Source organism: Micrococcus flavus, from assembly GCF_014204815.1.
Taxonomy (GTDB): Bacteria; Actinomycetota; Actinomycetes; order Actinomycetales; family Micrococcaceae; genus Micrococcus; species Micrococcus flavus.
This window is the reverse complement of the sequence record NZ_JACHMC010000001.1, coordinates 987,369-1,012,939: the sequence shown is the minus strand read 5'-3', so window position 1 is coordinate 1,012,939 and position 25,571 is coordinate 987,369. Positions and strand designations below refer to the sequence as shown.

Below are 25,571 nucleotides of genomic sequence, written 5' to 3'. Positions count from 1 at the left end.
CCGGATACCGCTCGGTCACCACGGGAAAATACCACCAAATATCTGACGCGTCATCTTCTTTGCCGACCCGTCACGCGGCGGTCAGCTCCGCCCGCGCGGCCTCGATCGCCCGGGTGAGCGCTCCGACCTCCGGTCCCTGCCGGAGGATGTCCCGCGAGGAGGTGGCGAGCACCTGCGGCCACGCGCGACCGAACCCGTCGCGCATCCCGGCCGCCGTGGCCCCCTGGGCCCCGTAGCCCGGGGCCAGCAGCGGCCCGCGCAGGCCCGCCAGGTCCACCCCCAGCGCCGCCGCCCGGTCCGCCACCGTGGCGCCCACGACGAGCCCCACGGGCCCCCAGTCCCCCGCCTCGGCGAGGCGGGCGTTGTCGGCCGCGGCGGCCGCCACGATCCGGGCCGCCACGGCCCCCTCGGGCTCGGCCGCGCCCGCGTGCTGCACCGAGACGCCCTCCGGGTTCGAGGTCAGAGCCAGGACGAACACGCCCCGGCCGGCGGCGCGGGCGCGCTCGACCGTGGCCGACAGCGTCCCGTACCCGAGGTACGGGCTGAGGGTGACCGCGTCCGCGGCCAGCGGGGAGGCCGGGTCCAGCCAGGCGGCGGCGTAGCCGTCCATGGTGGAGCCGATGTCTCCGCGCTTCGCGTCGGCGATCGTCAGCACGCCGGCGTCCCGGGCCCGGGCCAGGAGCCGCTCGAGGGCCGCGACACCGGCCGATCCGTGGCGCTCGTACAGGGCCACCTGCGGCTTGAGGGCCGCCACCCGGAGGGTCCCCTCCCCCGCCGCGGCCGCGAGCGCCCGCACCGAGAACTCCTCGAGGCCGGCGGGGGTGTCCTCCAGACCCCAGTCGGCGAGCAGGCCCGGATGCGGGTCCACGCCCAGGCACAGGGGCCCGGCCGCGGCCATGGCCTCGGCCAGGCGCCGGCCGAAGGGAGCGGGGGCGCCGTCGGTCGCGCTCATGCGCGGGCCTCGGCGACGGCGTCGGCGAGGCGGACCTCGTGCTCCTGGAGGGAGGTGACCGACCACGCGTAGGTCCGCATGGCCTCGATGGCCTGCAGGCACGCCGCGAACTCCGCCGTGGTGGTGATCACCGGGACGCCGAGCGAGGTGGCGGCCGCCCGGATCTCGTAGCCGTCCGTGCGGGCCTCGCCCCCGGAGGGGGTGTTGAGCACGAGGTCCACGCGTCCGTCATGGAGCTGCTCGAGCACGGTCCCGGCGCCGTCGGCGTCCGTCGCGGCGGCGATCTTGGCCACGACCTCCGCGGGCACGCCGTTGCGGCGCAGCACCTCGGCGGTGCCGCCGGTGGAGACGATCTCGAAGCCGAGGTCCACCAGGCGCTTGGCCAGGCCCACCACGGTGCGCTTGTCCCGGTTGGCCACGGACACGAACACCCGGCCCTCGGTGGGCAGGGGGCCGCCGGCCGCGGCCTGGGACTTGGCGAAGGCCGTGTCGAAGTGCCGGTCGATGCCCATGACCTCACCGGTCGAGCGCATCTCCGGACCCAGCAGCGAGTCGACCACGCGGCCCTCCGCGGTGCGGAACCGGGTGAAGGGCAGCACGGCCTCCTTGACGGCCACGGACGCACCCAGCGGGAGGGCCCCGCCGTCGTAGTCCGACGGGATCCGGCCCTCGGCGCGCAGGTCCGCGAGCGTGCTGCCCATGCCGATCAGCGCGGCGGCCTTGGCCAGCTGCACGCCGGTGGCCTTCGAGACGAAGGGCACCGTGCGCGAGGCGCGCGGGTTGGCCTCGATCACGTAGAGCACGTCCGAGGCCAGCGCGAACTGGATGTTGATCAGGCCGCGCACGCCGACGCCGGCCGCGATCCGCTCCGTGGCGGCGCGGACGCGCTCGAGCACGTCCGGGCCGAGCGTGACGGGCGGCAGCACGCACGCGGAGTCGCCGGAGTGGATGCCGGCCTCCTCGATGTGCTCCATGACGCCGCCCAGGTAGAGCTCGGTGCCGTCGTAGAGGGCGTCCACGTCGATCTCGATCGCGTCCTCGAGGAACCGGTCCACGAGCATCGGCTGGCTCGGGGTGATCTCCGTGGCGTGGCGCACGTAGTGGGCCAGCGCCTCCTCCGTGTACACGATCTCCATGCCGCGGCCGCCCAGCACGTACGACGGGCGCACCAGCACGGGGTAGCCGATCTCGTCCGCCACGCGCTTGGCATCCTCGAAGGACACGGCGGTGCCGTTCTTCGGGGCGATCAGGCCGGCGTCGTCCAGGACGCGGGCGAACTCGCCGCGGTGCTCGGCGAGGTCGATGGCCGCGGGCGACGTGCCGAGGATCGGGACGCCGGCGTCCTCGAGCTGCTGGGCCAGCTTGAGCGGGGTCTGGCCGCCGAGCTGGACGAACACGCCGGCCACGCCGCCGGAGGCCTCCTCCGCGGCGATCACCTCGAGGACGTCCTCGAGGGTGAGCGGCTCGAAGTAGAGGCGGTCCGAGATGTCGTAGTCGGTGGAGACCGTCTCGGGGTTGCAGTTCACCATGACGGTCTCGAACCCGGCCTCGCGCAGGGCGAGCGTGGCGTGCACGCACGAGTAGTCGAACTCGATGCCCTGGCCGATCCGGTTGGGCCCGGAGCCGAGGATCACCACGGACTCCTTCTCGTGCGGCTGCACCTCGGTCTCGAGGTCGTAGCTCGAGTACCGGTAGGGCGTGAACGCCTCGAACTCGGCGGCGCAGGTGTCCACGGTCTTGAACACGGGGCGCACGCCGAGCGCGTGCCGGACGCCGCGGACCACGGCCGGGTCCATGTGGCGCAGGCGGCCGATCTGGGCGTCGGAGAAGCCGTGGCGCTTGGCGCGGCGCAGGACCGCCTCGTCGAGCTCCGGCGCCGTGCGGACCTCGTCGGCGATCTCGTTGATGAGCATGAACTGGTCCAGGAACCACGGGTCGATCCTCGTGGCCTCGAACGCCTGCTCGAGCGTGGCGCCCGCGTACAGGGCCTGCTGGGTCTGGGCGAGGCGCTGCGTGGTGGCGGTGCGGGCCTGCTCCAGGAGGGCGACCGGGTCGGCGTCGGGGTCGAAGGCCAGCTCCGAGCCCTTCTGCTCGAGCGAGCGCAGCGCCTTCTGCAGGGCCTCGGTGAAGTTGCGGCCGATCGCCATGGCCTCGCCCACCGACTTCATGGTGGTGGTCAGGGTCGGGTCGGCGGCGGGGAACTTCTCGAACGCGAACCGCGGGACCTTCACCACCACGTAGTCGAGCACCGGCTCGAAGGAGGCCGGGGTCTTCCGCGTGATGTCGTTGGGGATCTCGTCCATCGTGTAGCCGAGGGCCAGCTTGGTGGCGATCTTGGCGATCGCGAAGCCGGTGGCCTTCGAGGCCAGCGCCGAGGAGCGGGACACGCGCGGGTTCATCTCGATGACGACGACGCGCCCGTCCTCCGGGTTCACGGCGAACTGGATGTTGCAGCCGCCGGTGTCCACGCCGACCTCGCGGATGACGTTGATGGAGATGTCGCGCAGCTTCTGGTACTCGCGGTCCGTCAGGGTCATGGCCGGGGCCACGGTGATGGAGTCGCCGGTGTGCACGCCCACGGGGTCCACGTTCTCGATCGAGCAGACCACCACGACGTTGTCGTTCTTGTCCCGCATCATCTCGAGCTCGTACTCCTTCCACCCGAGGATGGACTCCTCGAGGAGCACCTCCGAGGTGGGCGAGTACTGCAGGCCGGCGCCGCAGATGCGGCGCAGGTCGGCCTCGTCGTAGGCCATGCCGGAGCCGAGGCCGCCCATGGTGAAGGACGGGCGGACCACCACGGGGTACTTCAGGTCCTCGACGGCGGCGAGGGCCTCGTCCATGGTGTGCACGATGTGCGAGCGCGCGGACTCGCCGCCGGCGCGCTCGACGACGCCCTTGAACTTCTCCCGGTTCTCGCCCAGCTCGATCGCGGCGATGTTCGCGCCGATCAGCTCGACGCCGAACAGCTCGAGGACGCCGTCCTTGTCCAGGGCGATCGCGGTGTTCAGCGCGGTCTGGCCGCCGAGGGTGGGCAGCACCGCGTCCGGGCGCTCCTTCTCGATGATCTTGGCGACCACCTCGGGGGTGATGGGCTCCACGTAGGTGGCGTCGGCCAGCTCCGGGTCGGTCATGATCGTGGCCGGGTTGGAGTTCACGAGGACGACGCGCACGCCCTCCTCCTTCAGCACACGGAGGGCCTGGGTGCCGGAGTAGTCGAACTCCGCGGCCTGGCCGATCACGATGGGGCCGGAGCCGATGACCAGGACGGACTTCAGGTCGGTGCGCTTGGGCATGGATCAGGCTCCTTCGGTGGTGGCGGACGCGGCGGTGCCGGCGCGGCGCTCGGAGAGCGCCTGCGCGAAGCGGTCGAACAGGCCGAGCGAGTCGTGCGGCCCGGCGGCGGCCTCGGGGTGGAACTGGACGGAGAAGGCGGGGCGGTCGAGCAGGCGCAGGCCCTCGACCACCTGGTCGTTGAGGGACCAGTGGGAGACCTCCACGCGGCCGTAGCGCGCCTCGGGGGCCTCCACGACCTCGCCGATCGGCGCGTCGACGGCGAACCCGTGGTTCTGCGAGGTGATCTCCACCCGGCCGGTGGCCTTGTCCATCACGGGCTGGTTGGGGCCGCGGTGGCCGAACGGCAGCTTGTAGGTGCCGAAGCCCAGGGCGCGGCCGAAGATCTGGTTGCCGAAGCAGATGCCGAAGTACGGCAGGCCGGCATCGAGCACCTGGCGCAGCACGGCCACCTGCTCGTCCGCGGTGGCGGGGTCGCCCGGGCCGTTGGAGAGGAACACGCCGTCCGGCTGCACGGCCTGGATCGCGGCGAAGTCCGCGTCCGCGGGCAGCACGTGCACGCGGATGCCGCGGGCGGCCAGATGCCGCGGGGTGGCGGCCTTGATGCCCAGGTCCAGGGCGGCGACCGTGGCGATCGGCTCCCCCTCCCATCCGTGGTCGGCGGGCTCGACGACGTAGGCCGCCTCCGCGGTGACGGTCTCGGCCAGGCGGGCCCCGGCCATGGAGGGCTGGCTGCGGACCTCCTCCAGCAGCTCGGTCTCGGGGCGCTGTGCGTCCGCGCCGGAGAAGATGCCGGCCTTCATGGACCCCTCGGTGCGCAGCGCGCGGGTGATCGCGCGGGTGTCCACGTCCTGGATGCCCACCACGCCGTGGGCGGCGAGCTCCTCGTCCAGGGTGCGCTCGGAGCGCCAGTTCGACGGGCGGCGGGCGGCGTCGCGGACCACGTAGCCGGCCACCCAGATGGCGCGGGACTCGGCGTCCTCGTCGTTGACGCCGGTGTTGCCGATGTGGGGGACGGTCTGCACCACGATCTGGCGGGCGTAGGAGGGGTCGGTGAGGGTCTCCTGGTACCCGGTCATGCCGGTGGTGAAGACGGCCTCGCCCAGGGTGGTGCCGCGCGCGCCGTAGGGGCGGCCGCGGTGCACGGTGCCGTCCTCGAGCACGAGCACGGCGGTCTCGGGGGTCGGGGTGCTCATCGGGCGTCCTCCTGTCCTGCGCGGACGGGGGCCGCGCGGTCGATGATGGTCTGCAGGGCCGCCAGCAGGCGCGCCCGGTCCTCGGGGCGGCGGGGGCGGAAGGCGGAGGTGAGGTCGGCGTCGCCGAGGCGCCAGCCCCACGCCACCAGGCCGCCGGGCTCCGTGAACTTCCCGGCGATCCCGGCGGAGAGGCCGGCCTCCACCAGGTGCGCGGCGGGCACGAACAGCGGGGCCACGTGCGGGCGCAGCACGAGGAGCCCGGGCCGGTCTTCCGCGGTGTGGACCTCCACGACCGCGTCCGAACGGATCCCGAGGTCGTGGACGGCGACCCGGTCCAGGCGGTCCTGCCCGGACACGGTGCCCACGAACATGCCCTCCGAGCGCTCGGCGGGCTCGCGCTCGAGCACCTCGGGCGGCACCGGGGCGGGCGCCGGGACGCCCGCCTGGCGGCGGCGCCGACCCCGCCAGCCCCACCAGAGCAGGGCGAGCAGGAGGGCGATGACCGCGAGGGTGCCGAGCGTGATGGGCAGCCACACGTCCGCGTAGTCCTTCATGGGCGCCCGGGGCGCCACGGGGCGCACCCCGGCCAGGGCGGCCGCCGTCGTCGTCAGGGCCGGGACGCTCACGCCGTGCTCCCCTCGGCCGGGTGGCGCACGGGCTCGCCGAGGGCGCCGTCGACGACGACCTGCCGGCCCCGGTACACGGTGTGCACCACGGCGCCGGGCAGTTCCATGCCGCGGTACGGGCTGTTGCGCGAGCGCGTGGCGTGCGTCCCCGGGTCCACGGTGCGCCGCACGGCGGGATCCCACAGGACCAGGTTGGCCGGGGCGCCGACGAGCGGCACGCCGTCCTCGTCCGCCCGGCCCTGCTCGGTGAGGCCGCCGATGCGGGCGGGCGTCACGGACATCGCCCGGGCCACGCCGGCCCAGTCCATCAGGCCGGTGTCCACCATGGCCTGCTGCACCACGGACAGGGCGGTCTCGAGGCCGGTCATGCCCATCGCGGCCACGGTCCACTCGCACTGCTTGGACTCCGCCGTGTGGGGGGCGTGGTCGGTGCCCACCGTGTCGATCGTGCCGTCCGCGAGCGCCTCCCGCAGGGCGAGCACGTCGGACTCGCGGCGCAGGGGCGGGTTGACCTTGAACACGGGGTCATAGCTGCGCACGAGCTCCTCGGTGAGCAGCAGGTGGTGGGGGGTGACCTCGGCGGTGACCTTGACGCCCTGCTCCTTGGCCCAGCGGATGAGCTCGACGGAGCCGGCGGTGGAGACGTGGCAGACGTGCAGGCGGGAGTCGACGTGCTGGGCGAGGAGGACGTCGCGGGCGATGATCGCCTCCTCCGCGACGGCGGGCCAGCCGGCCAGACCGAGGACGCCGGAGAGCTCCGACTCGTTCATCTGGGCGCCGGCGGTGAGCCTGGGCTCCTGCGCGTGCTGGGCCACGAACCCGTCGAAGGACTTCACGTACTCGAGGGCGCGGCGCATGATCACGGCGTCGTGCACGCACATGCCGTCGTCGGAGAACATGCGCACGGATGCCTGCGAGTCGGCCATCGCGCCGAGGTCGGCGAGGGCCTCCCCCGCCAGGCCGACGGTCACCGCGCCCACCGGGTGGACGTCGCACCAGCCGGCCTCGCGGCCGAGACGCCACACCTGCTCGACGACGCCGGCGGTGTCCGCCGTGGGCGTGGAGTTGGCCATGGCGTGCACGGCGGTGAAGCCGCCCAGGGCGGCGGCGCGGGTGCCGGTCTCGACCGTCTCGGCGTCCTCCTTGCCGGGCTGGCGCAGGTGGGTGTGCAGGTCCACGAGGCCGGGCAGGAGCACGAGGCCCTCGGCCGGGACCTGCCGGGCGTCGTGGGCGCGCGCCTCGTCGACCTCGCCGACGGCGGCCACACGCCCGTCGGCCACGAGGACGTCGGCGGTCCGGCCCGAGGCGAGGGTGGCGCCGCGGAAGAGCAGGGCGGGCAGGGCGGTGGTGGGGGTGCTCACGGGCGGTCCTCCTGGGCGGGGGCGGGCGGGGCGGGGGCGGCGGCGTCCTGGTTCAGCACGAGGTGCAGCACGGCCATGCGCACGGACACGCCGTTGGCCACCTGCTCCAGGACGGTGTTGCGCGGGGAGTCGGCGGCGGCGTCGCAGATCTCCAGGCCGCGGTTCATGGGGCCGGGGTGCATCACGAGCGGCGCGGCCAGGGCGCCGCCCGGGCGGGCGGACAGGCGGGCGAACCGCTCGGGGGTGAGGCCCCACGTGCGGGTGTACTCCCCCGCGGAGGGGAAGAAGGCCCCGCCCATGCGCTCGCCCTGCACGCGGAGCATCATGACGGCGTCGGGGGCGTCCTCGAGGGCGTCGTCCAGCGAGTACGTCACGCGGGCCGGCCAGGCGGCCACGCCCACGGGCAGGAGGGTGGGCGGGGCGGCGAGGGTCACGCGCGCCCCCAGCAGCGCCAGCAGCCACACGTTGGAGCGGGCCACGCGCGAGTGGAGGATGTCCCCCACGATCACCACGTGGAGGCCGGCGAGGTCCGTCCCCTCGGGGCGGCGGCCGGTCTCGGCGGCGAGGTGGCGGCGCAGGGTGAACGCGTCCAGCAGCGCCTGGGTGGGGTGGGCGTGGGTGCCGTCGCCGGCGTTGACGACGGCGGAGCGCACCCAGCCGGAGTCGGCCAGCTGGCGGGCCGCGCCCGAGGACCAGTGCCGCATGACGATCGCGTCCGCGCCGATCGCCTCGAGGGTCTGCACGGTGTCCTTGAGCGACTCGCCCTTGGAGACGGAGGAGCCCTTGGCGGAGAAGTTGATCACGTCCGCGGACAGGCGCTTGGCTGCGGCCTCGAAGGAGATCCGGGTGCGGGTGGAGTCCTCGAGGAAGAGGTTGACCACGGTGCGCCCGCGCAGGGCGGGCAGCTTCTTGACCTCGCGGTCGTTGACGGCGGCCATCTCCTCGGCGGTGTCGAGGATCGCGAGGGCCTCGGCGCGGGTCAGGTCGGCGGTGTCGAGCAGGTGGCGCACGGCTCAGCCCTCCCGGGGGGTCTCGGCGGCGGTGTGGGCCACGGCGTCCGCGATGCGGACGGCGTCCTGGCCGTCGTGCCCGCCGACGGCGGGGCCGTCCACCTCCACGAGGCGCACCTGGACGCGCTCGGCGGTGGAGGTCGGCAGGTTCTTGCCCACGAAGTCGGCGCGGATCGGCAGCTCGCGGTGCCCGCGGTCCACGAGGACGGCCAGGCGGACCGCGGCGGGGCGGCCGAGGTCGGCGAGGGCGTCGAGGGCGGCCCGGACGGTGCGGCCGGAGAACAGGACGTCGTCCACGAGGACCACCACGGCGCCGTCGATCGGGGTGCGCGGCAGCCGCGTCGGGGCGGGGGTGCGCGCGGTGCCGCGGCGCAGGTCGTCGCGGTACAGGGTGACGTCCACCTCGCCCACGGACGCGCCGGCGTCGAACGCGGGGTCGATCCGGTGCAGGACGGCGCCCAGGCGGCGGGCCAGGGGCACGCCGCGGCGCGGGATGCCCATCAGCACCAGGCCCGCCGGGCCCTTGTTCGCCTCGAGGATCTCGTGGGCGATGCGGGTGAGGGCGCGGTCGATCTCGGGGGACGTCAGGACGGTGCGTGCAGCACGAGGTGCGGCCGGGGTCTGACCCATGCCGGCGCCTCCTTCCCCGCCTCACAGGACGGTCGTTAAAGGATGCGGTGCGCGCCCGCCGCGTCGGCGCGGGGCCGGGCTCGGGCGCTCCTCCGAGGCTACCAGCGCGGCCCGGGGCCGGCGTCGCGGATGACGCCGGCCCCGGGCCGTGGGGAGGGAGCGGGCGGGCTCAGGCGAGCAGAGTGGGCTTGACCTGCTGCAGCCGGCCCAGGAGGCCGTTCACGAACTCGGGCGAGTCGTCGGTGGACAGCGCCGCGGCGAGGGCCACGGCCTCGGATACGGCGACGCCGTCCGGCACATCGTCCTGGAACAGCAGCTCCCACGCACCGACGCGGAGGATGGCACGGTCCACGGCGGGCATGCGGTCCAGGGGCCAGCCCCGCGAGTACGAGGTCAGGGCCTCGTCCAGGCGCTCCTGGTCCGCGATCACGCCCTCCACGAGCCGCTGGGTGTACTCGTTGACCTGCAGGTCCGTGCTCTCCCGGCGCGTGCGGATGCCCTCGAGGACGCTGGACCCGCGGGCCTCGGCCTCGAAGAGGATCTCCACGGCGCGCTGCCGGGAGCGGCTGCGGGCCGTGGTCCCCCGCTTCGCGGCGGACGGGGAGGGGGTGTCAGTCATTCACGCGGCCCAGGTAGTCGCCGGAGCGGGTGTCCACCTTGACGCGGGTGCCCTGCTCCACGAACAGCGGCACCTGGATCTCGGCGCCGGTCTCCACGGTGGCGGGCTTGGTGCCGGCCGAGGAGCGGTCCCCTTGCAGGCCCGGCTCGGTGTAGGTGATCTCCAGGACCACGGAGGCCGGCATCTCGAGGTACAGCGGGGTGCCCTCGTTCAGGGCGATGACCACCTGGGTGTTCTCCAGCATGAACCGGGCGGCGTCGCCCACGACGGCGGCGGGCACCGTGATCTGGTCGTAGTCCTTGACGTCCATGAAGACGTAGTCCTCGCCGTCCTGGTACAGGTACTGGTAGTCCGAGCGGTCCACGGTGGCGAACTCCACCTTGGTGCCGGCATTGAAGGTCTTGTCCACGACCTTGCCGGTGGTGATGTTCTTCATCTTGGTGCGCACGAACGCGCCGCCCTTGCCCGGCTTCACGTGCTGGAACTCGATGACGTTCCAGAGCTGGCCCTCCAGGTTCAGCACGGAGCCGTTCTTGATGTCGTTGGTGGTCGCCACGTGGTCTCTCCCGATCTGCTGCGGGCCACGCCGGGCCCGCGTCCTTGTCTGTCAGTGTGCGCCTGCCAGTGTACTGGCGAGGCTCATTCGGCGATCTCCTGGTAGGCGGCGAACAGCAGGGACGCGTCCGGGATGTCCACGGTGACCGGCCGGCCCAGCCCCTCGAGCAGCACGAAGCGCAGCTGGTCGCCCCGGTTCTTCTTGTCCCGACGGATGCCGTCCAGCAGGGACTGCCAGCGGTCCCCCCGGTAGGACACGGGCAGGCCCAGGGCCTGCAGCACGGACCAGTGGCGGTCCGCCGTCGCGTCGTCGAGCCGGCCCAGGGAGCGGGCCAGCTCCGCGGCGAACACCAGGCCCACCGAGACCGCGGCGCCGTGACGCCACTGGTACCGCTCGGCCAGCTCGATCGCGTGACCCAGGGTGTGGCCGTAGTTCAGGGACTCGCGGGGGCCGGACTCGCGCAGGTCCTCGGACACCACGCGCGCCTTGACGGCGATCGAGCGCTCGATCAGCTCGCGCAGCACGGCCGAGTGGGGGTTCTGCGCCTGGACCGGGTCCGCCTCGATCAGGTCGAGGATCTCCGGGTCGGCGATGAAGCCGCACTTGACCACCTCGGCCAGCCCAGAGACCAGCTCGTTCGCGGGCAGGGTCAGCAGCGTGTCGAGGTCGGCGAGCACGCCGGCCGGCGGGTGGAACGCGCCCACGAGGTTCTTGCCCTCAGCCGTGTTGATGCCCGTCTTGCCGCCCACGGCGGCGTCGACCATGCCCAGCAGGGTGGTGGGCATGTGCACCACGCGCACGCCGCGCAGCCACGTGGCGGCCACGAAGCCGGCCAGGTCCGAGACGGCGCCGCCGCCGACGGACACCACGGCATCCGAGCGGGTGAAGTCGTTCTGCCCCAGGACCTGCCAGCAGAAGCCGGCCACCTGGAGGTGCTTGCCCTCCTCGGCGTCCGGGATCTCGGCGGTGAGGGACGTCAGCCCAGCCGCCTCGAGGTCGTTCTTGACCACGTCGCCCGTGGCGCGCAGGGCGCGCGGGTGGATCACGAGGACGCGGCGCACGTGGGGGCCGAGCATGGCGGGCAGCCGGGCGAGCAGGCCGCGGCCCACCACCACGTCGTAGCCGCCCGAGGCCTCCGCGGCGGAGCCCCCGGACACGGGGATCACGGTGACGTCCGCCGGGGCCGCGGCGGGTGCGGCGCCGGCGGGCGGGGCGGTCTCGATCGGGTCCGGCTGGATGTCCGTCATGGGCGCGTTCGACTCCTCGGGGTCGGGGGGATCATCAGGTCCACGATACGCGAGGCGGCCTCGGACGGGGGTCGGCCGGTGCCGTCCACCTCCGCCCCCGCGACCTCCCGGTACAGGGGGGCGCGCTCGGCGAGGATGCGGCGCCACGTGCCCGCAGGGTCGCCCGCCAGCACGGGCCGGCCCGCGCCGCCGCCCACGCGGCGCAGGGCCTCCTCCTCCGCCACGGTGAGGCTCACCACGAGCGCGGGGGACGCCGCCAGGCGCCGGCGGGTGGCCGCGCTCAGCACGACCCCGCCCCCGCACGCGAGCACGCAGGGATCGGGCCGGTCCAGGACGTGGGCGACGACGCGCTCCTCCTCCCGCCGGAAGGCCGGCTCCCCGTGCTCGGCGAAGAACGCCGGGATGGGACCGTGGGCGCGCACGAACAGGTCGTCCGCATCCACGAACGCCAGGGACAGCCGCTCGGCCACGAGCCGGCCCACCGTGGTCTTGCCCGCGCCCATCGGACCCACGATGACGACGCCGGCCGGGGCCGCCGGCCCGCCGGCGGCGATGTCCCGCCGCACCCGGGCGGCGGCCAGCTGCGCGTCCAGCCCCCGGACCATGGCCTCCCAGGAGGGGGCGAGGTCCGCGGGCGAGGGCGCGTCCGTCACGACAGCGGGTCGCCCATGGGGCCCTCGCCCCCGCCCCCGGCCGGCGCGTCCGGCAGGGTCGGCAGGGACGTGGTGAACGCCTCGAGGTTGCGGCGGGTCTCGGCCACCGAGTCGCCGCCGAACTTCTCCAAGAGCGCGTCCGCCAGCACGAGCGCCACCATGGCCTCCGCCACGATCCCGGCCGCGGGCACGGCGGCGACGTCGGAGCGCTGGTGGTGCGCGGTGGTCTCGGCCCCGGTGGCCACGTCCACCGTGGGCAGCGCCCGCGGGACCGTGGCGATCGGCTTCATGGCGGCGGACACGCGCAGCACCTCGCCCGTGGACATGCCCGCCTCGATGCCGCCGGCACGCTCGGTCACGCGCCGCGGCCGCCCGTCCTGGCCCCGGGCGATGGCGTCGTGGGCCTGGGACCCGCGGCGGGCGGCCGTGGCGAACCCGTCCCCCACCTGCACGCCCTTGATGGCCTGGATGCCCATCAGGGCGCCCGCCAGGCGGGCGTCCAGCCGACGGTCCCAGTGCACGTGCGAACCCAGCCCCACGGGCACGCCGTAGGCCAGGACCTCCACGACGCCGCCGAGGGTCTCCCCCGCCTTGTGGGCGTCGTCCACCTCGGCGACCATCGCGGCGGACACCTCGGGGTCGAGGCAGCGCACGGGGTCCGCGTCCAGCCGGTCCTGGTCCTCGGGCCGGGGGAAGGCGTGGTCCTCCGGCAGGGCGACGGTGCCGAAGGCCACGGTGTGGGAGACGATCCGCACGCCCAGCTCGGCGAGGAACGAGCGGGCCACCGTGCCGAGGGCCACGCGGGCGGCGGTCTCGCGCGCCGAGGCGCGCTCCAGCAGCGGGCGCGCCTCGTCGAAGCCGTACTTCTGCATGCCGGCGAGGTCCGCGTGCCCGGGGCGCGGGCGCGTGAGCCTGGCGTTGCGGGCGAGTCCGGCGAGCTCCTCCGCCGGGACCGGGTCCGCCGCCATGACCTTCTCCCACTTGGGCCACTCCGTGTTGCCCACCTGGATGGCCACCGGGGAGCCGAGGGTCAGGCCGTGCCGGACGCCGCCGAGGATGGTCACGGCATCCTGCTCGAACGACATGCGCGCGCCGCGGCCGTAGCCGAGACGGCGGCGCGCGAGCGCGTCCTGCACGTCCTGCGTCGTCACCGGGATCCCGGCGGGCAGTCCTTCGACGATTCCTGTGAGCGCGGGGCCGTGAGACTCGCCCGCTGTCAACCAGCGCACCATACGCCCGATCCTCTCACGCACCCCCGCGCGCGCCGCGCCGTGTGACCCCGCCCGGCAGGGCCGCGGGGCCGAGGGCCTGCGCGGCGGCGCGCGTGACGGCCGCCCAGTCCGGTTCGGCGACGCCCCGCTCCCGGCGGGGCCGCTCGGTGAACAGGCGCACCTGCTCCACCCCCTGGTGCAGGAGCATCGCCACGCCGGAGACCACGGTGCCCCCGGCCGCCGACCAGGCGCGGGCGAGCGCGGAGGGCCACGGGTCGTAGGCCGCGTCCAGCAGCGGGGGCAGCGCGGCGTCGGCGACCGCCTCCGCCAGCGGATCCGCCGCGCGCGGCGGCAGGGTGGCCACCACGGCGCGCAGCCGGCCCGCCCCGGCCACGAGCTCCTCCTGCCCGCACGCGACGGCCTCCATCCCGAGGCCGCGGGCCAGCCGGACGACGTCGGCGGCCCGCCCGGGCTCTCGCACCCCGAACCGCACGGCGTCCGCCCCGAGGGCGTGGGCCGCGGCCACGGCGGCCGAGGCCGTGCCCCCGTTCCCGAGGACGCCCACCGTGCCGCCACGGGCGGAGGCGTCCAGGCCGCCGTCGGCCAGGGCCCGGACGATCCCGTCCACGTCCGTGTTGTGGGCGAGGATGCGCCCCGGGTGGTCGGGGTGGTCCCGCACCAGCGTGTTGGCCACGCCCAGGGCGCGCACGCGGGCCGTCCGCTCGTCGGCGGCGGCCACCACGGCGGCCTTCAGGGGCATGGTCACGGAGCAGCCCAGCCAGTCCTCGCCGTCGCCGAGGGCGGCGGGCGCCGCGGCGCAACCCGGCGCGCCCAGCCGGTGCGCGAGGAACCCGGCCACCTCGTCCTCGCCCAGGTCCTCGCGGGTGTAGTCCACGTCCAGGCCGAGCACGGCGCACGCGGCGCGGTGCAGGACCGGGGAGAGCGAGTGGGCCACCGGGCGGCCCAGGACCGCCGCGCGCAGGCGGGGGGCGGCCGCCGGGCTCACGAGCAGATCTCCGGGTTCTGGGCGCAGTACCGGCGGAACTGCTCCTGGTACTCCCGGTGCTGCTCGTAGGTCTGGGAGAACTCCGTGCGTCCGGTGGCGATGTCCACGGTCACCCAGTAGAGGTCCTCCGAGGGCACCGGGTCCAGGGCGCCCTCCACCGCGGCGTCCGAGGGCATCCCGATGGGCCCGGGCGGCAGGCCCCGGTGCTGGTAGGTGTTGTACGGGTTGGACTCGTCCGCGCGCTGGGCGGAGGTGAACTGCAGGTTCCGGCGGCCGAGGCCGTAGTTGACGGTGGAGTCCACCTGGAGCAGGCCCCGGGTCTCCGCGTCCACGTCCGCCAGGCGGTTCTCGATCACGCCGGCCACGCGGGGGTAGTCCTTCGGCAGGGCCTCGGCCTCCAGGATGGAGGCGACGGTGACCACCCGCTGCTGCTCGGCCGGGTCCGTCACCCCGTGCTGCTCGAGGAACGCCAGGCGGGGCTTGACCAGTTCGGCCAGGATGTCCTCGGCGCCCGCGTCCACGGGCGGATAGTGCTCGCCGGGGTCCAGCCAGCCCTCGAGGCTCGGGGCCTCGGCCGGCACGCCGTACGCCGTGGGGTCCGCCGCGGCCGCGTCGAACTCCGCCCGCGGGATGCCGGTGGACTCGGCCAGGGCGTCGAGGGCCTCGTCGAGCCACTGGCCGCGGCCCACGAGCACGTAGTGGGCGGCGCCGTCGGCCCGGCCCTGCAGGACCGCCAGCGCGTCCGCCGCGGGCATCCGCTCGCGCAGGACGTAGTCCCCCGCCCCGACCGAGGTCTCGCCGGCCTCCTCCGCGGCCGCCAGCACCGCGCGGTCCGAGGCCACGATGCCGCGCTCGTCGAGCCGGGCGGCGATCGAGCCCAGGTCCTCCCCGGGGCGGACGGTGAACGTGACGTCCTCGCCCGAGGCCTCGGGACGGTCCGCCGGCGCGAACAGCCCGCGCGTCAGCCACGCCGCCCCCACCACGACGGCGAGGGCCACCAGACCCAGCACGAGCGCGGTGCGCAGCCCGCGGCCGGAGCGGCCGCCTCGGGCGTAGGCCCCGTGGCCGGCCGCGGGGGCCGCTCCGGAGGCCCGCCCGCGCGCCGGGGCCACGCGGGCCACCGCGTCCCGGGTGCGCGCGGACGCCCCGGCCAGACCGGCGCGCAGCCGCCCCCGCGGCCCGCCGACGCCGAGCGCCCGGCGGGGACGCGCGGCCCCCGCGGCGGCACCGTCCGCGTCGACGGCGTCGCCCCCGTCCCGGCCGGCCTCGCCACGTCCGGACCCGGTGCGGTCCGCGGGGTCGCCCCCGTCCGCGTCCTCGTCGTCGTGGTGCACGAAGGAGAACACGTCGAGGTCGTCGTCGGGCTCCTCGTCGTGCCAGTGCGGAGTCTCGGGCGGGGTGCTCATCGGTCGGTCTCCTCCTCGGCGGGCGCGCCGGCCCACGTGCCGGTCCGCCGCTGCTCGTCGAGCGCGGACTGCAGGATGGCCACGGCGGCGGCCTGGTCGATCACGTCCCGGCTGTCCTTGACCCGGCGCCCGGCCCGGTGCAGGCCCGCCTGGGCCGTCACCGTGCTCAGGCGCTCGTCCACGAGCCGGACGGGCACGTGCCGACCGTCCCGGGCCAGGCGCTCGCGGACGGCCGCGGCGTAGGCGAGGGCGTCGTCCGTGGACGGGGTGTGCTCCCCGCGCAGGTTCAGCGGCAGGCCCACCACCACGGCCACGACGTCCAGCTCCGCGGCGTGGCCGGCGAGCTCGTCGAGGTCGCGCCGGCCGCGCACGTCGCGGCGGAGCGTGGCCACGGGGGTGGCCACGAGCCCGTCGGGGTCGGAGGCCGCGAGCCCCACCCGGGCACGTCCGACGTCCACCGCGAGCATGCGCCCGCGGACCACGGCGTCCGCCCCCGGCCCGTCGGCGGGACCGGTCGGGTCGGGGGCGGGTCGGCCGTGCGCGGCGTCCACGTCGGGCAAGACCTCAGGCGTCCCGCACGGCGGCGCGGACGGCGTCGAGGGCCTGCGGCACGGCGGAGGCGTCCTGGCCGCCGCCCTGGGCGACGTCGTCCTTGCCGCCGCCGCCGCCGCCGAGCACGCCGGTGGCGGTCTTGACCATGGCGCCGGCCTTGAGGCCGGCGGCGCGCGCGGCCTCGTTGGTGGCGACGACGACGAGCGGGCGCCCCTTGGCCTCGCCGGTCAGGGCGACGAGCACGGCGGTGCCGGCCGCGTTCCCGGCGGCGTTCTCGAGGCGGGCGCGCAGGTCGAGCACGAGGGAGCGGAGCTGGTCGCCGGCCACCTCGCCCACGTGGTGGGTGAGCACGGAGACGGACGTCCCGGACGTCGTCGTCTCCGGGCGCGCCTGGGCGGCCAGCTGGCCGGCCTGGGCCTGCAGGGCCTTCGCCTGGAGCTCGGCCACCTGCTTCTCGGCGGCCTTGAGCCGGTCCATGGTGGCCGCGATGCGGTCCTTGAGCTGGTCCGCGGGCGCCTTGAACATCTCCGAGAGGTCGGAGACCAGGCTCCGTTCGGCGGCGAGGTGGCGGAAGGAGTCCAGGCCCACGAGGGCCTCGACGCGCCGGTTGCCCGAGCCCACGGACTGCTCGCCCAGCAGGGTCAGTGAGCCGATCTGGGCGGTGCGCCCCACGTGGGTGCCGCCGCAGAGCTCGCGGGACCACGCGCCGTCGATCTCCACGACGCGCACCCGGTCACCGTACTTCTCGCCGAACAGGGACATCGCGCCCATCCTCCGGGCCTCGTCCAGGGACATCTCCTGGGTGAGGACCTGGTGGTCGTCCCGAATGGCGATGTTCACGACGTCCTCGATCTCCGAGCGCGCCATGGCGGACACGGCCTCCGCCCAGCGGAAGTCGAAGCGCAGGTAGCCCTCCTTGTTGAAGGAGCCGGACTGCGTGGCCTCCGGGCCGAGGACCTGGTGCAGCGCGGCGTGCACCAGGTGCGTGCCGGAGTGCGCCTTCTCACCGTCCAGGCGGCGCTGCAGGTCGATCCGGCCGACGGCGTCGGCGCCCACGGGCACCTCGCCCTCGGCCACGCGCACCCTGTGCACGGACAGGCCCTTGACCGGCGCCTGGACGTCGAGGACCTCGAGGGTGAACCCGTCGCCCGTGATCAGGCCGGTGTCGGCGGCCTGGCCGCCGGACTCGGCGTAGAACGGCGTGGCGTCCAGGATGAGCTCGACCTCCTGGCCGGCCCCCGCGGACACGACCTCCTCGCCGCCGGCCAGCAGGCCGCGGACCACGGACTCGGTGGTGTGCTCGGTGTAGCCGGTGAAATGCGTCTGGCCCTCGGCGCGCAGCCGCTGGTACACGGCGGTGTCGCCGTGGCCGGACTTCTTGGCCTTGGCGTCCGCGCGGGCGCGGTCGCGCTGCTCGGCCATCAGGGCGCGGAAGCCCTCCTGGTCCACGGCGACGCCGGCCTCCTCCGCGATCTCGAGGGTCAGCTCGATCGGGAAGCCGTAGGTGTCGTGCAGCTCGAACGCGTCCGCGCCGGCCACGCCCGCGCCGGCGTCGCGGGCCTGGGCGAGGGCGGAGTCGAGGCGGGCGGTGCCCGCGGCGATCGTGCGCAGGAACGCCTTCTCCTCGGCATACGCGATGCGGGAGATGCGGTCGAACTCCTCGGCCACCACGGGGTAGGCGCCGGACATCGCGTCGCGGGACACCGGCAGCAGCTCGGGGAACACCGGCTCGGTGACGCCCATGAGGCGCAGGGCGCGCACCACGCGGCGGATCAGGCGGCGCAGCACGTAGCCGCGGCCCTCGTTGCCGGGGGTCACGCCGTCGCCGATCAGCATCAGGGCCGAGCGGACGTGGTCGGCCACCATGCGCAGGCGCACGTCGTCCTCGTAGTGCGGGTCGGACGGGTCCTCGGTGGAGGAGTACTCGCGGCCGGCCAGCTCCGCGGCGCGGTCGAGCACGGGGCGGACCTGGTCCGTCTCGTACATGTTCTCCACGCCCTGGAGGATCATGGCGAGGCGCTCGAGGCCGAGGCCCGTGTCGATGTTCTTGTTCTGCAGCTCGCCGGCCACGTCGAAGTCGTCCTTCGAGCGCACCTGGGAGAGCCGGTACTGCATGAACACGAGGTTCCAGATCTCGATGTAGCGGGTGTCGTCCGCCGCGGGCCCGCCCTCCGCGCCGTACTCCGGGCCGCGGTCGTAGAAGATCTCAGAGCAGGGGCCGCCGGGGCCGGGCTGGCCGGTGTTCCAGTAGTTGTCCGCCGTGCCCATGCGCTGGATGCGCTCGGCGGGCACGCCGACGTCCTCACGCCAGATGCGCGCGGCCTCGTCGTCCTCCTCGTACACGGTGACCCAGAGGCGGTCGGGGTCCAGGCCGAACCCGCCGTCCGCCACCGGAGTGGTCAGCAGCTCCCAGGCCAGCGGGATGGCCTTCTCCTTGAAGTAGTCACCGAAGGAGAAGTTGCCGCACATCTGGAAGAACGTGCCGTGGCGGACGGTCTTGCCGACCTCCTCGATGTCCGCGGTGCGGATGCACTTCTGCACGGACACGGCGCGGGGCGCGGGAGGGGTCTGCTCCCCCAGGAAGTACGGGATGAACGGGACCATGCCGGCCACGGTGAACAGCAGCGAGGGGTCCGGGGAGACCAGGGAGGCCGAGGGCACGGCCAGGTGGCCGCGCTGCTCGAAGTAGGCCGTCCAGCGGCGGGCGATCTCGTGGGACTTCATGCGTGCGGGTCCTTCGGGGTGGTCGGGGCGGCGGGGGCGTCGACGGCCTCGCCGGGGATGGTCGTACGTGCCGACGACGCCGGGCCCAGCAGCTGGGACACCCACGGCGGGGCGTCGGCGCGCAGCCGCTCCGTGAAGGCCTGGGCGCTCTGGGCGACGGCCTCGGCGGCGGCGTCCCCCACGGCCTGGCCCGCGGATCGGCCCAGGCGGGTGGGGTCCAGGGTCTCGCGGACGCGGCGGCCGGCCTCCTGCTCGGCGGCGCGGCGGCCCGACTCGGTCGCGCGATGGGCGAGCCACCCGGCGGCGGTGCCGGCGCCGAGCAGCAGCAGCGAACGGATCACGGTGTCCTCCTGACATGGGCGCCCCGGCGGGCGCACGGGCCCCACTCTACCGGCGCGGGCGCATCGACCCCCGGAGCACACCGGGTCCGCGGCGGCCGGACAGGCCGCAGGCCCGGCCCCCGTGAAGGGGACCGGGCCTGCGGGACGCACGCGGCGCCGTCGTCCGGGGCGAGCCCCGGCGGGACGGATCAGCGCGCGTAGTACTCGACCACGAGCTGCTCCTCGCAGGTCACGGGGACCTCGGAGCGCTTCGGGCGACGCGTCAGGGTGGCGCGGAGCTTCTCGATCTCCACGGTCAGGTAGCCCGGGGTGGCGGGCAGGACCTGCTGGTGGGCGCCGGCGGCGGCCAGCTGGAAGGGCACCATCTTCTCCGAGCGCTCGTGCACGTGGATCATCTGGCCCTCCTTCACGCGGAACGAGGGGATGTCCACGCGCTTGCCGTCCACCATGATGTGGCGGTGCACGACGAGCTGGCGGGCCTGCTGGATGGTGCGGGCGAAGCCGGCGCGCAGCACGAGGGCGTCCAGGCGCATCTCGAGGAGCTCGACCAGGTTCTCACCGGTCAGGCCGGCGGTGCGCTTGGCCTCCTCGAAGTAGCGACGCATCTGCGCCTCGCGGATGTTGTACTGAGCGCGCAGACGCTGCTTCTCCTTCAGGCGCACCGCGTAGTCGGAGTCCTGCTTGCGACGGGCGCGGCCGTGCTGGCCGGGGCCGTACGGGCGGCGCTCCATGTACTTCTCGGCCTTGGGGGTCAGGGCGATGCCCAGGGCGCGCGAGTGCCGGACGGTGCGGCGGGTGCGAAGGTTGCCACTCATGGTGGTCCTCACTTTCCTTGACGTGCGGCACGGATGGGGTTTGTCTCGAGGGTCCGTCGCCGTGCTCGCGCACGGGTCAAGGGGACTCGAACCTGGCCTCCCCGCGATCCTGAGGAGAGCTGAGGGGCGTGCCGCCGCCCGTCATCCACTGATGCGCTGCGCGACCCCCGTCCGGGCACGCGGGTGTCCGCGGGATCCGTTCGAGGGGGATGCGTCCGGGGCGCAGCGCCTGCCAGACCGGTCCACCCTACCAGAGCGGCCGGCGTCGGCCCGAAACGGACGGGGGCGGCGTGTCCGGGGCTGCTCCTCCTCCGTTGCGCTCACGACTCGCCGCCTGCGCACGACGACGGCGTGTCGTGAGCGCAACACGAGGGATGCGGGCCGCTCGGCTCGGGGCCGGGGCGGGGTGCGGGGCCTGTCCAGACCGGACGGCGCGGGCCGACCCCGCCGGCGGACGGGTCAGGCGCGCGGGGCGGCCGGGCCGGCGCCCAGGGTCTGGCGGGCCCGATCGAGGTGGGCGGCCTCCACCTGCACCTCGTACGAGGCGGCGTCCATGGTCTGCAGGGAGCTGAAGTCGCGGCGGCCGCGGGTCGCGGCGTGGCCGATCGCCCCGAAGACGGCACCCCACAGGGCGCCGAGGCCCAGGGAGATGAGCAGGATCCAGAGGAACCCGAAGCCCGGGGAGAAGATCGAGAACAGCAGGCCGAGCAGCAGGCCGAACCAGAGGCCCTGCACGGCGCCGCGACCGGCGGCCTTCCCGGTGGTCATCCGGCCGAGGACCTGCTCCACGGTGCGCAGCCCCGTGCCGACGATCCGCACGTGCTCGACGGGGAAGCCGGCGTCGGAGAGCTGGTCCACGATCGCCTGCGCGCGGGCGTAGTCCGGCACGGACTCCAGGACGCGGTGGTCGGCCGCGCCCAGCGGGCCGCCCGCGTAGGCGGCGTCGGCGGTCGTGGCGGGGGCGGTGCTGTGGGGGTCCTGGGCGTAGGGCTGCTGCTGGGACATGGCGGGGCTCCTTCGGTCTCGGATGGTCGAGACGGCGGAGCGGCTCCGCCGTCCTCTCCCCTGGGACAACCCGGGCGCTGACCTGTGTGTTCCCCGCCGGCGGGACTGTGCCCCGCCTCACTCCCCCGCGCCGCGCACGGTGCGCGGCCGCTGGCTCACTCCCCGCGGGTGATCCTGCGCAGCGCCGCCACCTGGTCCACGAGGCGCTTCTCGGCGCCGATCGGCTTGGGGCGGTAGTAGTCCTTGCCCACCAGCGGGTCCGGTGCGTACTGCTGGCGCGCGACGGCGTGGGGCTCGTCGTGGCTGTAGACGTACCCCTCGCCGTGGCCGAGGGCGGACGCCCCGGGGTAGTGGGAGTCCCGCAGAGGCGCCGGCACGGGCCCGCCGCGGCCGGCACGGACGTCGGCGATCGCCTCGTCCACCGCCGTGTAGGAGGCGTTGGACTTGGGCGCGGTGGCCAGGTGGGTGACGGCCTGCGCCAGGATGATCCGCCCCTCGGGCATGCCGATCAGCTGCACCGCCTGCGCGGCGGCCACGGCGGTCTGCAGGGCCGTGGGGTCGGCCATGCCGACGTCCTCGGAGGCGGAGATGATCAGGCGCCGGGCGATGAACCGGGGGTCCTCCCCCGCCTCGAGCATGCGCGCCAGGTAGTGGAGCGAGGCGTCCACGTCCGAGCCGCGGATGGACTTGATGAACGCGCTGATGACGTCGTAGTGCTGGTCGCCGTCCTTGTCGTAGCGCTGCACCTGGTGGTCCATCGCCTGGGCGGCGTCCTCCTCGGTGACCTCGACCGGGCCCGCCGGGGAGCCCCCGTCGGCTTCGGACGCGGCGGCCGCCGCGCGGTCCAGCCCGACGCCGGCCGCGGCCTCGAGCACGGTGAGGGCCCGCCGCGCGTCGCCACCGGCCATCCGGACCACGTAGTCGCGGGCGCCGGGGGTGAGGGTCACGGCCCCGTTCAGCCCCCGCTCGTCCGCGACGGCGCGGTCCACGAGCGCGGCGAGGTCGGCGTCGTCGAGGGGGCGCAGGGTCAGCAGCAGGGACCGGGAGAGCAGCGGCGCGATCACGGAGAAGGAGGGGTTCTCCGTGGTGGCGGCCACGAGGACCACCCACCTGTTCTCCACGCCCGGCAGCAGCGCGTCCTGCTGGGCCTTGGAGAATCGGTGGATCTCGTCGAGGAAGAGGACCGTGGTGCGGTCGTAGAGGTCGCGCTCCCGCTGGGCCTGCTCCATCACCTGGCGCACGTCCTTGACGCCGGCGGTGATGGCGGACAGCTCCCGGAAGGTGCGGCCCTCCGCGCGGGCGATCACGTGGGCGATCGTGGTCTTGCCGATGCCGGGCGGGCCGTAGAGCACGATCGAGCTCGGCCCCGCGGCCTGGCCGGCGGCGGAGGGCTCGGTGAGCTTGCGCAGCGGGGAGCCGGGACGCTTCAGGTGCGCCTGGCCCAGGACCTCGTCCAGCGTGCGCGGGCGCATCCGCACCGCCAGCGGGGCCGAGGCGTGCGGGCGAGCGACCGTGCCGGCGGGGGCGTCGTCGTCGGACTCGTGCGCCGCGGAGAAGAGGTCAGCCATGGTGCCCCCAGCCTAGGCCCCGCCCCGGACACGACGACGGCGCGCAGTCCCGTCGCCCGCCGCGGGCAGGCTCCGCACGGCGACGGCGGCCAGGACGGCCCCGACGACGGCGAGGCCCAGCCACGCGGCGAGCACCGCACCCGGGCCGGCGACCGCACCGAGCGCGCCGCCGCCCAGCATGGCCCCGGGCACGACGCCCATGGTCAGGGTGCGCCGGAACGCCATGACCCGACCGAGCACCTCCGGAGAGCTGACGCGGGCGGCCACCGACTGCTGGGTGACATTGTTCACCACGATCGCCACGCCCCACAGCGCGCCGCCGGCCAGCAGCCACGCGGCCGCGCGCCCCTGGTCCAGGAACGCCGCCACGTGCAGGGCCACGGACGCGACCAATGCGGCCTGCGCCGTCAGCACGGCGCCGCGCTGGCCCACGCGGGCGGCGAACGGGGTCACGAGGAGCGAGCCGACCAGCGCGGCCGCGGAGCCCACCCCGGCCACCATGCCCAGGAACACCGGTGAGAGCCCGAGCGTGTCCAGCACGAACAGGGGCTCGATTGCCGCGAAGGCGCTCATGCCGGCGTTCGCCGTCATGGAGCCGAGGCTGAGCCACCACAGCACCGGGGTGCGCCGCACCGCCCGCCAGCCGGCGCCCGCGTCGGCGAACAGCGCGCGCCACGCGGCGCCGGCCGACGAGGGGCCGTCGGCGCCGTCCTCGACGTCGGCGGGCTCCTCCCTCGACGGGGGCGGACCCATCCGGACGCGCAGCGCGGCCAGCGCCGCCGCCGCCGTGCAGACGACGGCCACGGCCAGGGCGGGCCCGGCGCCCGCCGCCGCGACGAGCAGGCCGGTGCCGGCCGGGACGATGATGCCCAGCGCCGAGTCGGCCGACTCCAGCCGCGCGATCTGCCGGGGCACCGCGTCCCGGGGGACGGTGCGGGGCACGAGCGCCGTCTGTGCCGTCTCGGACACCACCGCAGCCACGCCCACCAGGGCCGAGGCCGCGGCCAGGTGCCAGAACGTCAGCGCGTCCAGGGCCAGCGCGACGAGCACCGTGGCCAGCAGGCCGCCCTTGACGAAGCCCGCCGCCACGAGCAGGCGCGGGCTGAGGTGCCGGTCCACGAGGACGCCCACCGGAATCCCGAACACGAGGTACCCGAGCGTGCCCAGCATGCCGAGCACGCCCATCTGCATCGCGCCGGCGCCCAGGACGAGGACGGCCAGCACCTCCACGACGATCCCCGTCGCCGACCGTCCGGCGGCGTCGAGCCCGTTGGAGGCGAGCAGCCAGCGCGCCGCCCCGCGCGGCGGCCGGCCTCCAGGCGCGGCCGCGGCGGGGGTGATCGTGAGCATGCGAGGATCCTGCCATGAGAGCCGTCCTGCAGCGCGCCCGATCCGCCTCCGTCACCGTCGCCGGGGAGGTGGTCGGCTCCTTCGAGGGCGCCGGGCTGGTGATCCTGCTCGGGGTGAGCACGCAGGACACCGGCGCCGAGGCCGACGCCCTGGCGGCCAAGGTGGCCACCCTGCGGATGCTCGACGGCGAGGCCTCGCTCGTCAGCGCCGGTGCGCCCGCGCTCGTGGTCAGCCAGTTCACGCTCTACGGGGACGTCCGCAAGGGCCGTCGCCCCTCCTGGACCGGCGCCGCCCGCCCGGAGCACGCCGAGCCGCTGTACGAGCGGTTCGCCGCGGGGCTCGAGGCGGAGGGCGTGCGCGTGGAGCGGGGGGTGTTCGGGGCGCAGATGGACATCGCCCTCGTCAACGACGGCCCCTTCACGCTCGTCGTGGACACCTCCGACCTCGCCGGGCCGCGGCGCGGATGAGCGGCGACCCACGTCCCTCCGCCGCCCGGGCCCGCGCGGAGCGGCGCGCCAGCGCCGCCGTCGTGCGGTTGCGCGGCCCCCTGTATGCCCGTGAGGTCCCGCTGGCGGAGCCTGGCCCGTGTGGAGGTCCGGGACAACGACGGGCAGCAGCACGGGTGGCTCAACTGGCCCGTGTCCGGGCGGGTGGCCTCGCGCGGCGGGGTGCGGCTGACCCTGGGCGGCTCCGCCGCCGTGGTCCTCCGGACGCGCGACGGGCGGCGGTGGACGGTGGTGACCGAGGCTCGCGCGCAGGCCGAGCGCATCGCCGCGGACCTGCAGTCCGCTGGGCTCACCTGAGCGAGAACGGCCCCACCCGCAGGCTCGTGAACGCCCCGATGTCGGCGGCCTCGCGCTCGGCGTCCTCGACGCGCAGGGGCGGCTGGTCGGCGTGCAGCTGCAGCACGAGGTCGCCCAGGGGCTCGCTCTCGGCCCCGCCGAGGGCCCCCGACCACTCGATCCGCACCTGCGCCGCGCCGCCGGCCGGGACCCGCAGGTCCGTGGCGACGGCCCCCTCGTCGCCGTGCTGGAACCCCTCGGTGAAGGGCAGCTGCTGGACCTCGGGGGTGAAGCGGTGGCCGTACGCGCCCCGGGCTCCGAGGCCGGGGTACCCGCGCAGGGAGCACGGCTCGGCGCCGGCGTTCGTGATCGTGATGGTCCCGTAGCGGTGCCCCAGGGCCGCGTCCTCGAAGACCAGCGCCGCCCGTACGTCCGCCGGCCCGCAGGCGCCCTCCCCGCCGGCGTCCGAGGCGGGAAGCCGCAGCAGCGCCCGCCGGGCGTCGTCGTCGAGGGCGGCGAAGGGCACGACCGGCCGATCGTCCGGCTCGTCCACGCCGGGCGCCGCCTCGCTCTCGTGCGCGGGGCCCACGGACGCGGCCGTGCCGGGGGACGGCGCCGTGGGGGCGGGGTCGGCGCACCCGGTCAGGGCGAGCAGCCCCGCGGCGAG

The 25,571-nt window shown here is 75.2% G+C and carries 24 protein-coding genes; 2 read left to right on the top strand and 22 right to left on the bottom strand.

What is annotated here, in order from left to right:
* Positions 1–70: 70 nt before the first annotated feature.
* From pyrF to BJ976_RS04605, 21 genes are all read right to left on the bottom strand, one after another.
* Entirely contained in the window at positions 71–952 is an 882-nt protein-coding gene (gene pyrF / locus BJ976_RS04705) for an orotidine-5'-phosphate decarboxylase (protein ID WP_135030922.1), read from the bottom strand.
* Positions 949–4,248, bottom strand: coding sequence for a carbamoyl-phosphate synthase large subunit (gene carB / locus BJ976_RS04700; protein WP_135030923.1), 3,300 nt, complete (start codon positions 4,246–4,248; stop codon positions 949–951). The genes pyrF and carB overlap by 4 nt, the downstream gene beginning before the upstream one ends.
* 3 nt (positions 4,249–4,251) lie before the next feature.
* Positions 4,252–5,442, bottom strand: coding sequence for a glutamine-hydrolyzing carbamoyl-phosphate synthase small subunit (gene carA, locus BJ976_RS04695; RefSeq protein ID WP_184231827.1), 1,191 nt, complete (start codon positions 5,440–5,442; stop codon positions 4,252–4,254).
* Entirely contained in the window at positions 5,439–6,068 is a 630-nt protein-coding gene (locus tag BJ976_RS04690; protein WP_135030969.1) for a PH-like domain-containing protein, read from the bottom strand. The genes carA and BJ976_RS04690 overlap by 4 nt, the downstream gene beginning before the upstream one ends.
* Complete coding sequence (locus BJ976_RS04685) at positions 6,065–7,429, bottom strand: dihydroorotase (RefSeq protein ID WP_135030970.1); 1,365 nt, start codon at positions 7,427–7,429, stop codon at positions 6,065–6,067. The genes BJ976_RS04690 and BJ976_RS04685 overlap by 4 nt, the downstream gene beginning before the upstream one ends.
* Positions 7,426–8,439: an aspartate carbamoyltransferase catalytic subunit gene (locus BJ976_RS04680; RefSeq protein ID WP_135030971.1), complete on the bottom strand. Its 1,014-nt coding sequence runs from the start codon at positions 8,437–8,439 to the stop codon at positions 7,426–7,428. Before BJ976_RS04680 ends, BJ976_RS04685 begins: the two co-directional genes overlap by 4 nt.
* Positions 8,440–8,442: 3 nt before the next feature.
* Positions 8,443–9,069: a bifunctional pyr operon transcriptional regulator/uracil phosphoribosyltransferase PyrR gene (pyrR, locus tag BJ976_RS04675; protein WP_135030972.1), complete on the bottom strand. Its 627-nt coding sequence runs from the start codon at positions 9,067–9,069 to the stop codon at positions 8,443–8,445.
* A gap of 169 nt (positions 9,070–9,238) precedes the next feature.
* The gene (nusB, locus tag BJ976_RS04670; protein WP_135030973.1) at positions 9,239–9,688 is read right to left on the bottom strand and encodes a transcription antitermination factor NusB; all 450 of its coding nucleotides are present in this window, start codon (positions 9,686–9,688) and stop codon (positions 9,239–9,241) included.
* Positions 9,681–10,244: an elongation factor P gene (gene efp, locus BJ976_RS04665; protein ID WP_135030974.1), complete on the bottom strand. Its 564-nt coding sequence runs from the start codon at positions 10,242–10,244 to the stop codon at positions 9,681–9,683. Before efp ends, nusB begins: the two co-directional genes overlap by 8 nt.
* 83 nt (positions 10,245–10,327) lie before the next feature.
* Entirely contained in the window at positions 10,328–11,491 is a 1,164-nt protein-coding gene (gene aroB, locus BJ976_RS04660) for a 3-dehydroquinate synthase (RefSeq protein ID WP_135030975.1), read from the bottom strand.
* Positions 11,488–12,144: a shikimate kinase gene (locus BJ976_RS04655; protein ID WP_229667040.1), complete on the bottom strand. Its 657-nt coding sequence runs from the start codon at positions 12,142–12,144 to the stop codon at positions 11,488–11,490. Before BJ976_RS04655 ends, aroB begins: the two co-directional genes overlap by 4 nt.
* Positions 12,141–13,376, bottom strand: coding sequence for a chorismate synthase (gene aroC / locus BJ976_RS04650; protein WP_135030976.1), 1,236 nt, complete (start codon positions 13,374–13,376; stop codon positions 12,141–12,143). The genes BJ976_RS04655 and aroC overlap by 4 nt, the downstream gene beginning before the upstream one ends.
* Positions 13,377–13,389: 13 nt before the next feature.
* Positions 13,390–14,361: a shikimate dehydrogenase family protein gene (locus BJ976_RS04645; protein WP_135030977.1), complete on the bottom strand. Its 972-nt coding sequence runs from the start codon at positions 14,359–14,361 to the stop codon at positions 13,390–13,392.
* Entirely contained in the window at positions 14,358–15,767 is a 1,410-nt protein-coding gene (locus BJ976_RS04640) for an endolytic transglycosylase MltG (protein ID WP_184231826.1), read from the bottom strand. Before BJ976_RS04640 ends, BJ976_RS04645 begins: the two co-directional genes overlap by 4 nt.
* Entirely contained in the window at positions 15,764–16,318 is a 555-nt protein-coding gene (gene ruvX, locus BJ976_RS04635; protein WP_376698705.1) for a Holliday junction resolvase RuvX, read from the bottom strand. The genes BJ976_RS04640 and ruvX overlap by 4 nt, the downstream gene beginning before the upstream one ends.
* A gap of 13 nt (positions 16,319–16,331) precedes the next feature.
* The gene (alaS, locus tag BJ976_RS04630; RefSeq protein ID WP_135030287.1) at positions 16,332–19,043 is read right to left on the bottom strand and encodes an alanine--tRNA ligase; all 2,712 of its coding nucleotides are present in this window, start codon (positions 19,041–19,043) and stop codon (positions 16,332–16,334) included.
* Positions 19,040–19,384, bottom strand: coding sequence for a hypothetical protein (locus tag BJ976_RS04625; protein WP_135030286.1), 345 nt, complete (start codon positions 19,382–19,384; stop codon positions 19,040–19,042). Before BJ976_RS04625 ends, alaS begins: the two co-directional genes overlap by 4 nt.
* A 188-nt stretch (positions 19,385–19,572) precedes the next feature.
* The gene (rpsD, locus tag BJ976_RS04620; protein WP_308421543.1) at positions 19,573–20,307 is read right to left on the bottom strand and encodes a 30S ribosomal protein S4; all 735 of its coding nucleotides are present in this window, start codon (positions 20,305–20,307) and stop codon (positions 19,573–19,575) included.
* Between the two features lie 351 nt (positions 20,308–20,658).
* Positions 20,659–21,204, bottom strand: coding sequence for a YflT domain-containing protein (locus BJ976_RS04615; RefSeq protein WP_229667036.1), 546 nt, complete (start codon positions 21,202–21,204; stop codon positions 20,659–20,661).
* Between the two features lie 155 nt (positions 21,205–21,359).
* Positions 21,360–22,772, bottom strand: coding sequence for a replication-associated recombination protein A (locus BJ976_RS04610; protein ID WP_135030284.1), 1,413 nt, complete (start codon positions 22,770–22,772; stop codon positions 21,360–21,362).
* A 12-nt stretch (positions 22,773–22,784) separates the two neighbouring features.
* On the bottom strand, positions 22,785–24,122 hold the full coding sequence (locus BJ976_RS04605; protein WP_135030283.1) for an MFS transporter: 1,338 nt from the start codon (positions 24,120–24,122) through the stop codon (positions 22,785–22,787).
* A 14-nt stretch (positions 24,123–24,136) separates the two neighbouring features.
* Here BJ976_RS04605 and dtd point away from each other — a divergent pair, with 14 nt between their 5' ends.
* Positions 24,137–24,589, top strand: coding sequence for a D-aminoacyl-tRNA deacylase (gene dtd / locus BJ976_RS04600; RefSeq protein WP_135030282.1), 453 nt, complete (start codon positions 24,137–24,139; stop codon positions 24,587–24,589).
* Positions 24,590–24,673: 84 nt separating this feature from the next.
* Positions 24,674–24,925, top strand: coding sequence for a hypothetical protein (locus BJ976_RS04595; RefSeq protein WP_135030281.1), 252 nt, complete (start codon positions 24,674–24,676; stop codon positions 24,923–24,925).
* On the opposite strand, the gene BJ976_RS04590 is transcribed toward BJ976_RS04595, so the two are convergent.
* Positions 24,918–25,457, bottom strand: coding sequence for a DUF4232 domain-containing protein (locus BJ976_RS04590; protein WP_167736943.1), 540 nt, complete (start codon positions 25,455–25,457; stop codon positions 24,918–24,920). The two genes, BJ976_RS04595 and BJ976_RS04590, sit on opposite strands and share 8 nt — an antisense overlap.
* Positions 25,458–25,571: the final 114 nt, after the last annotated feature.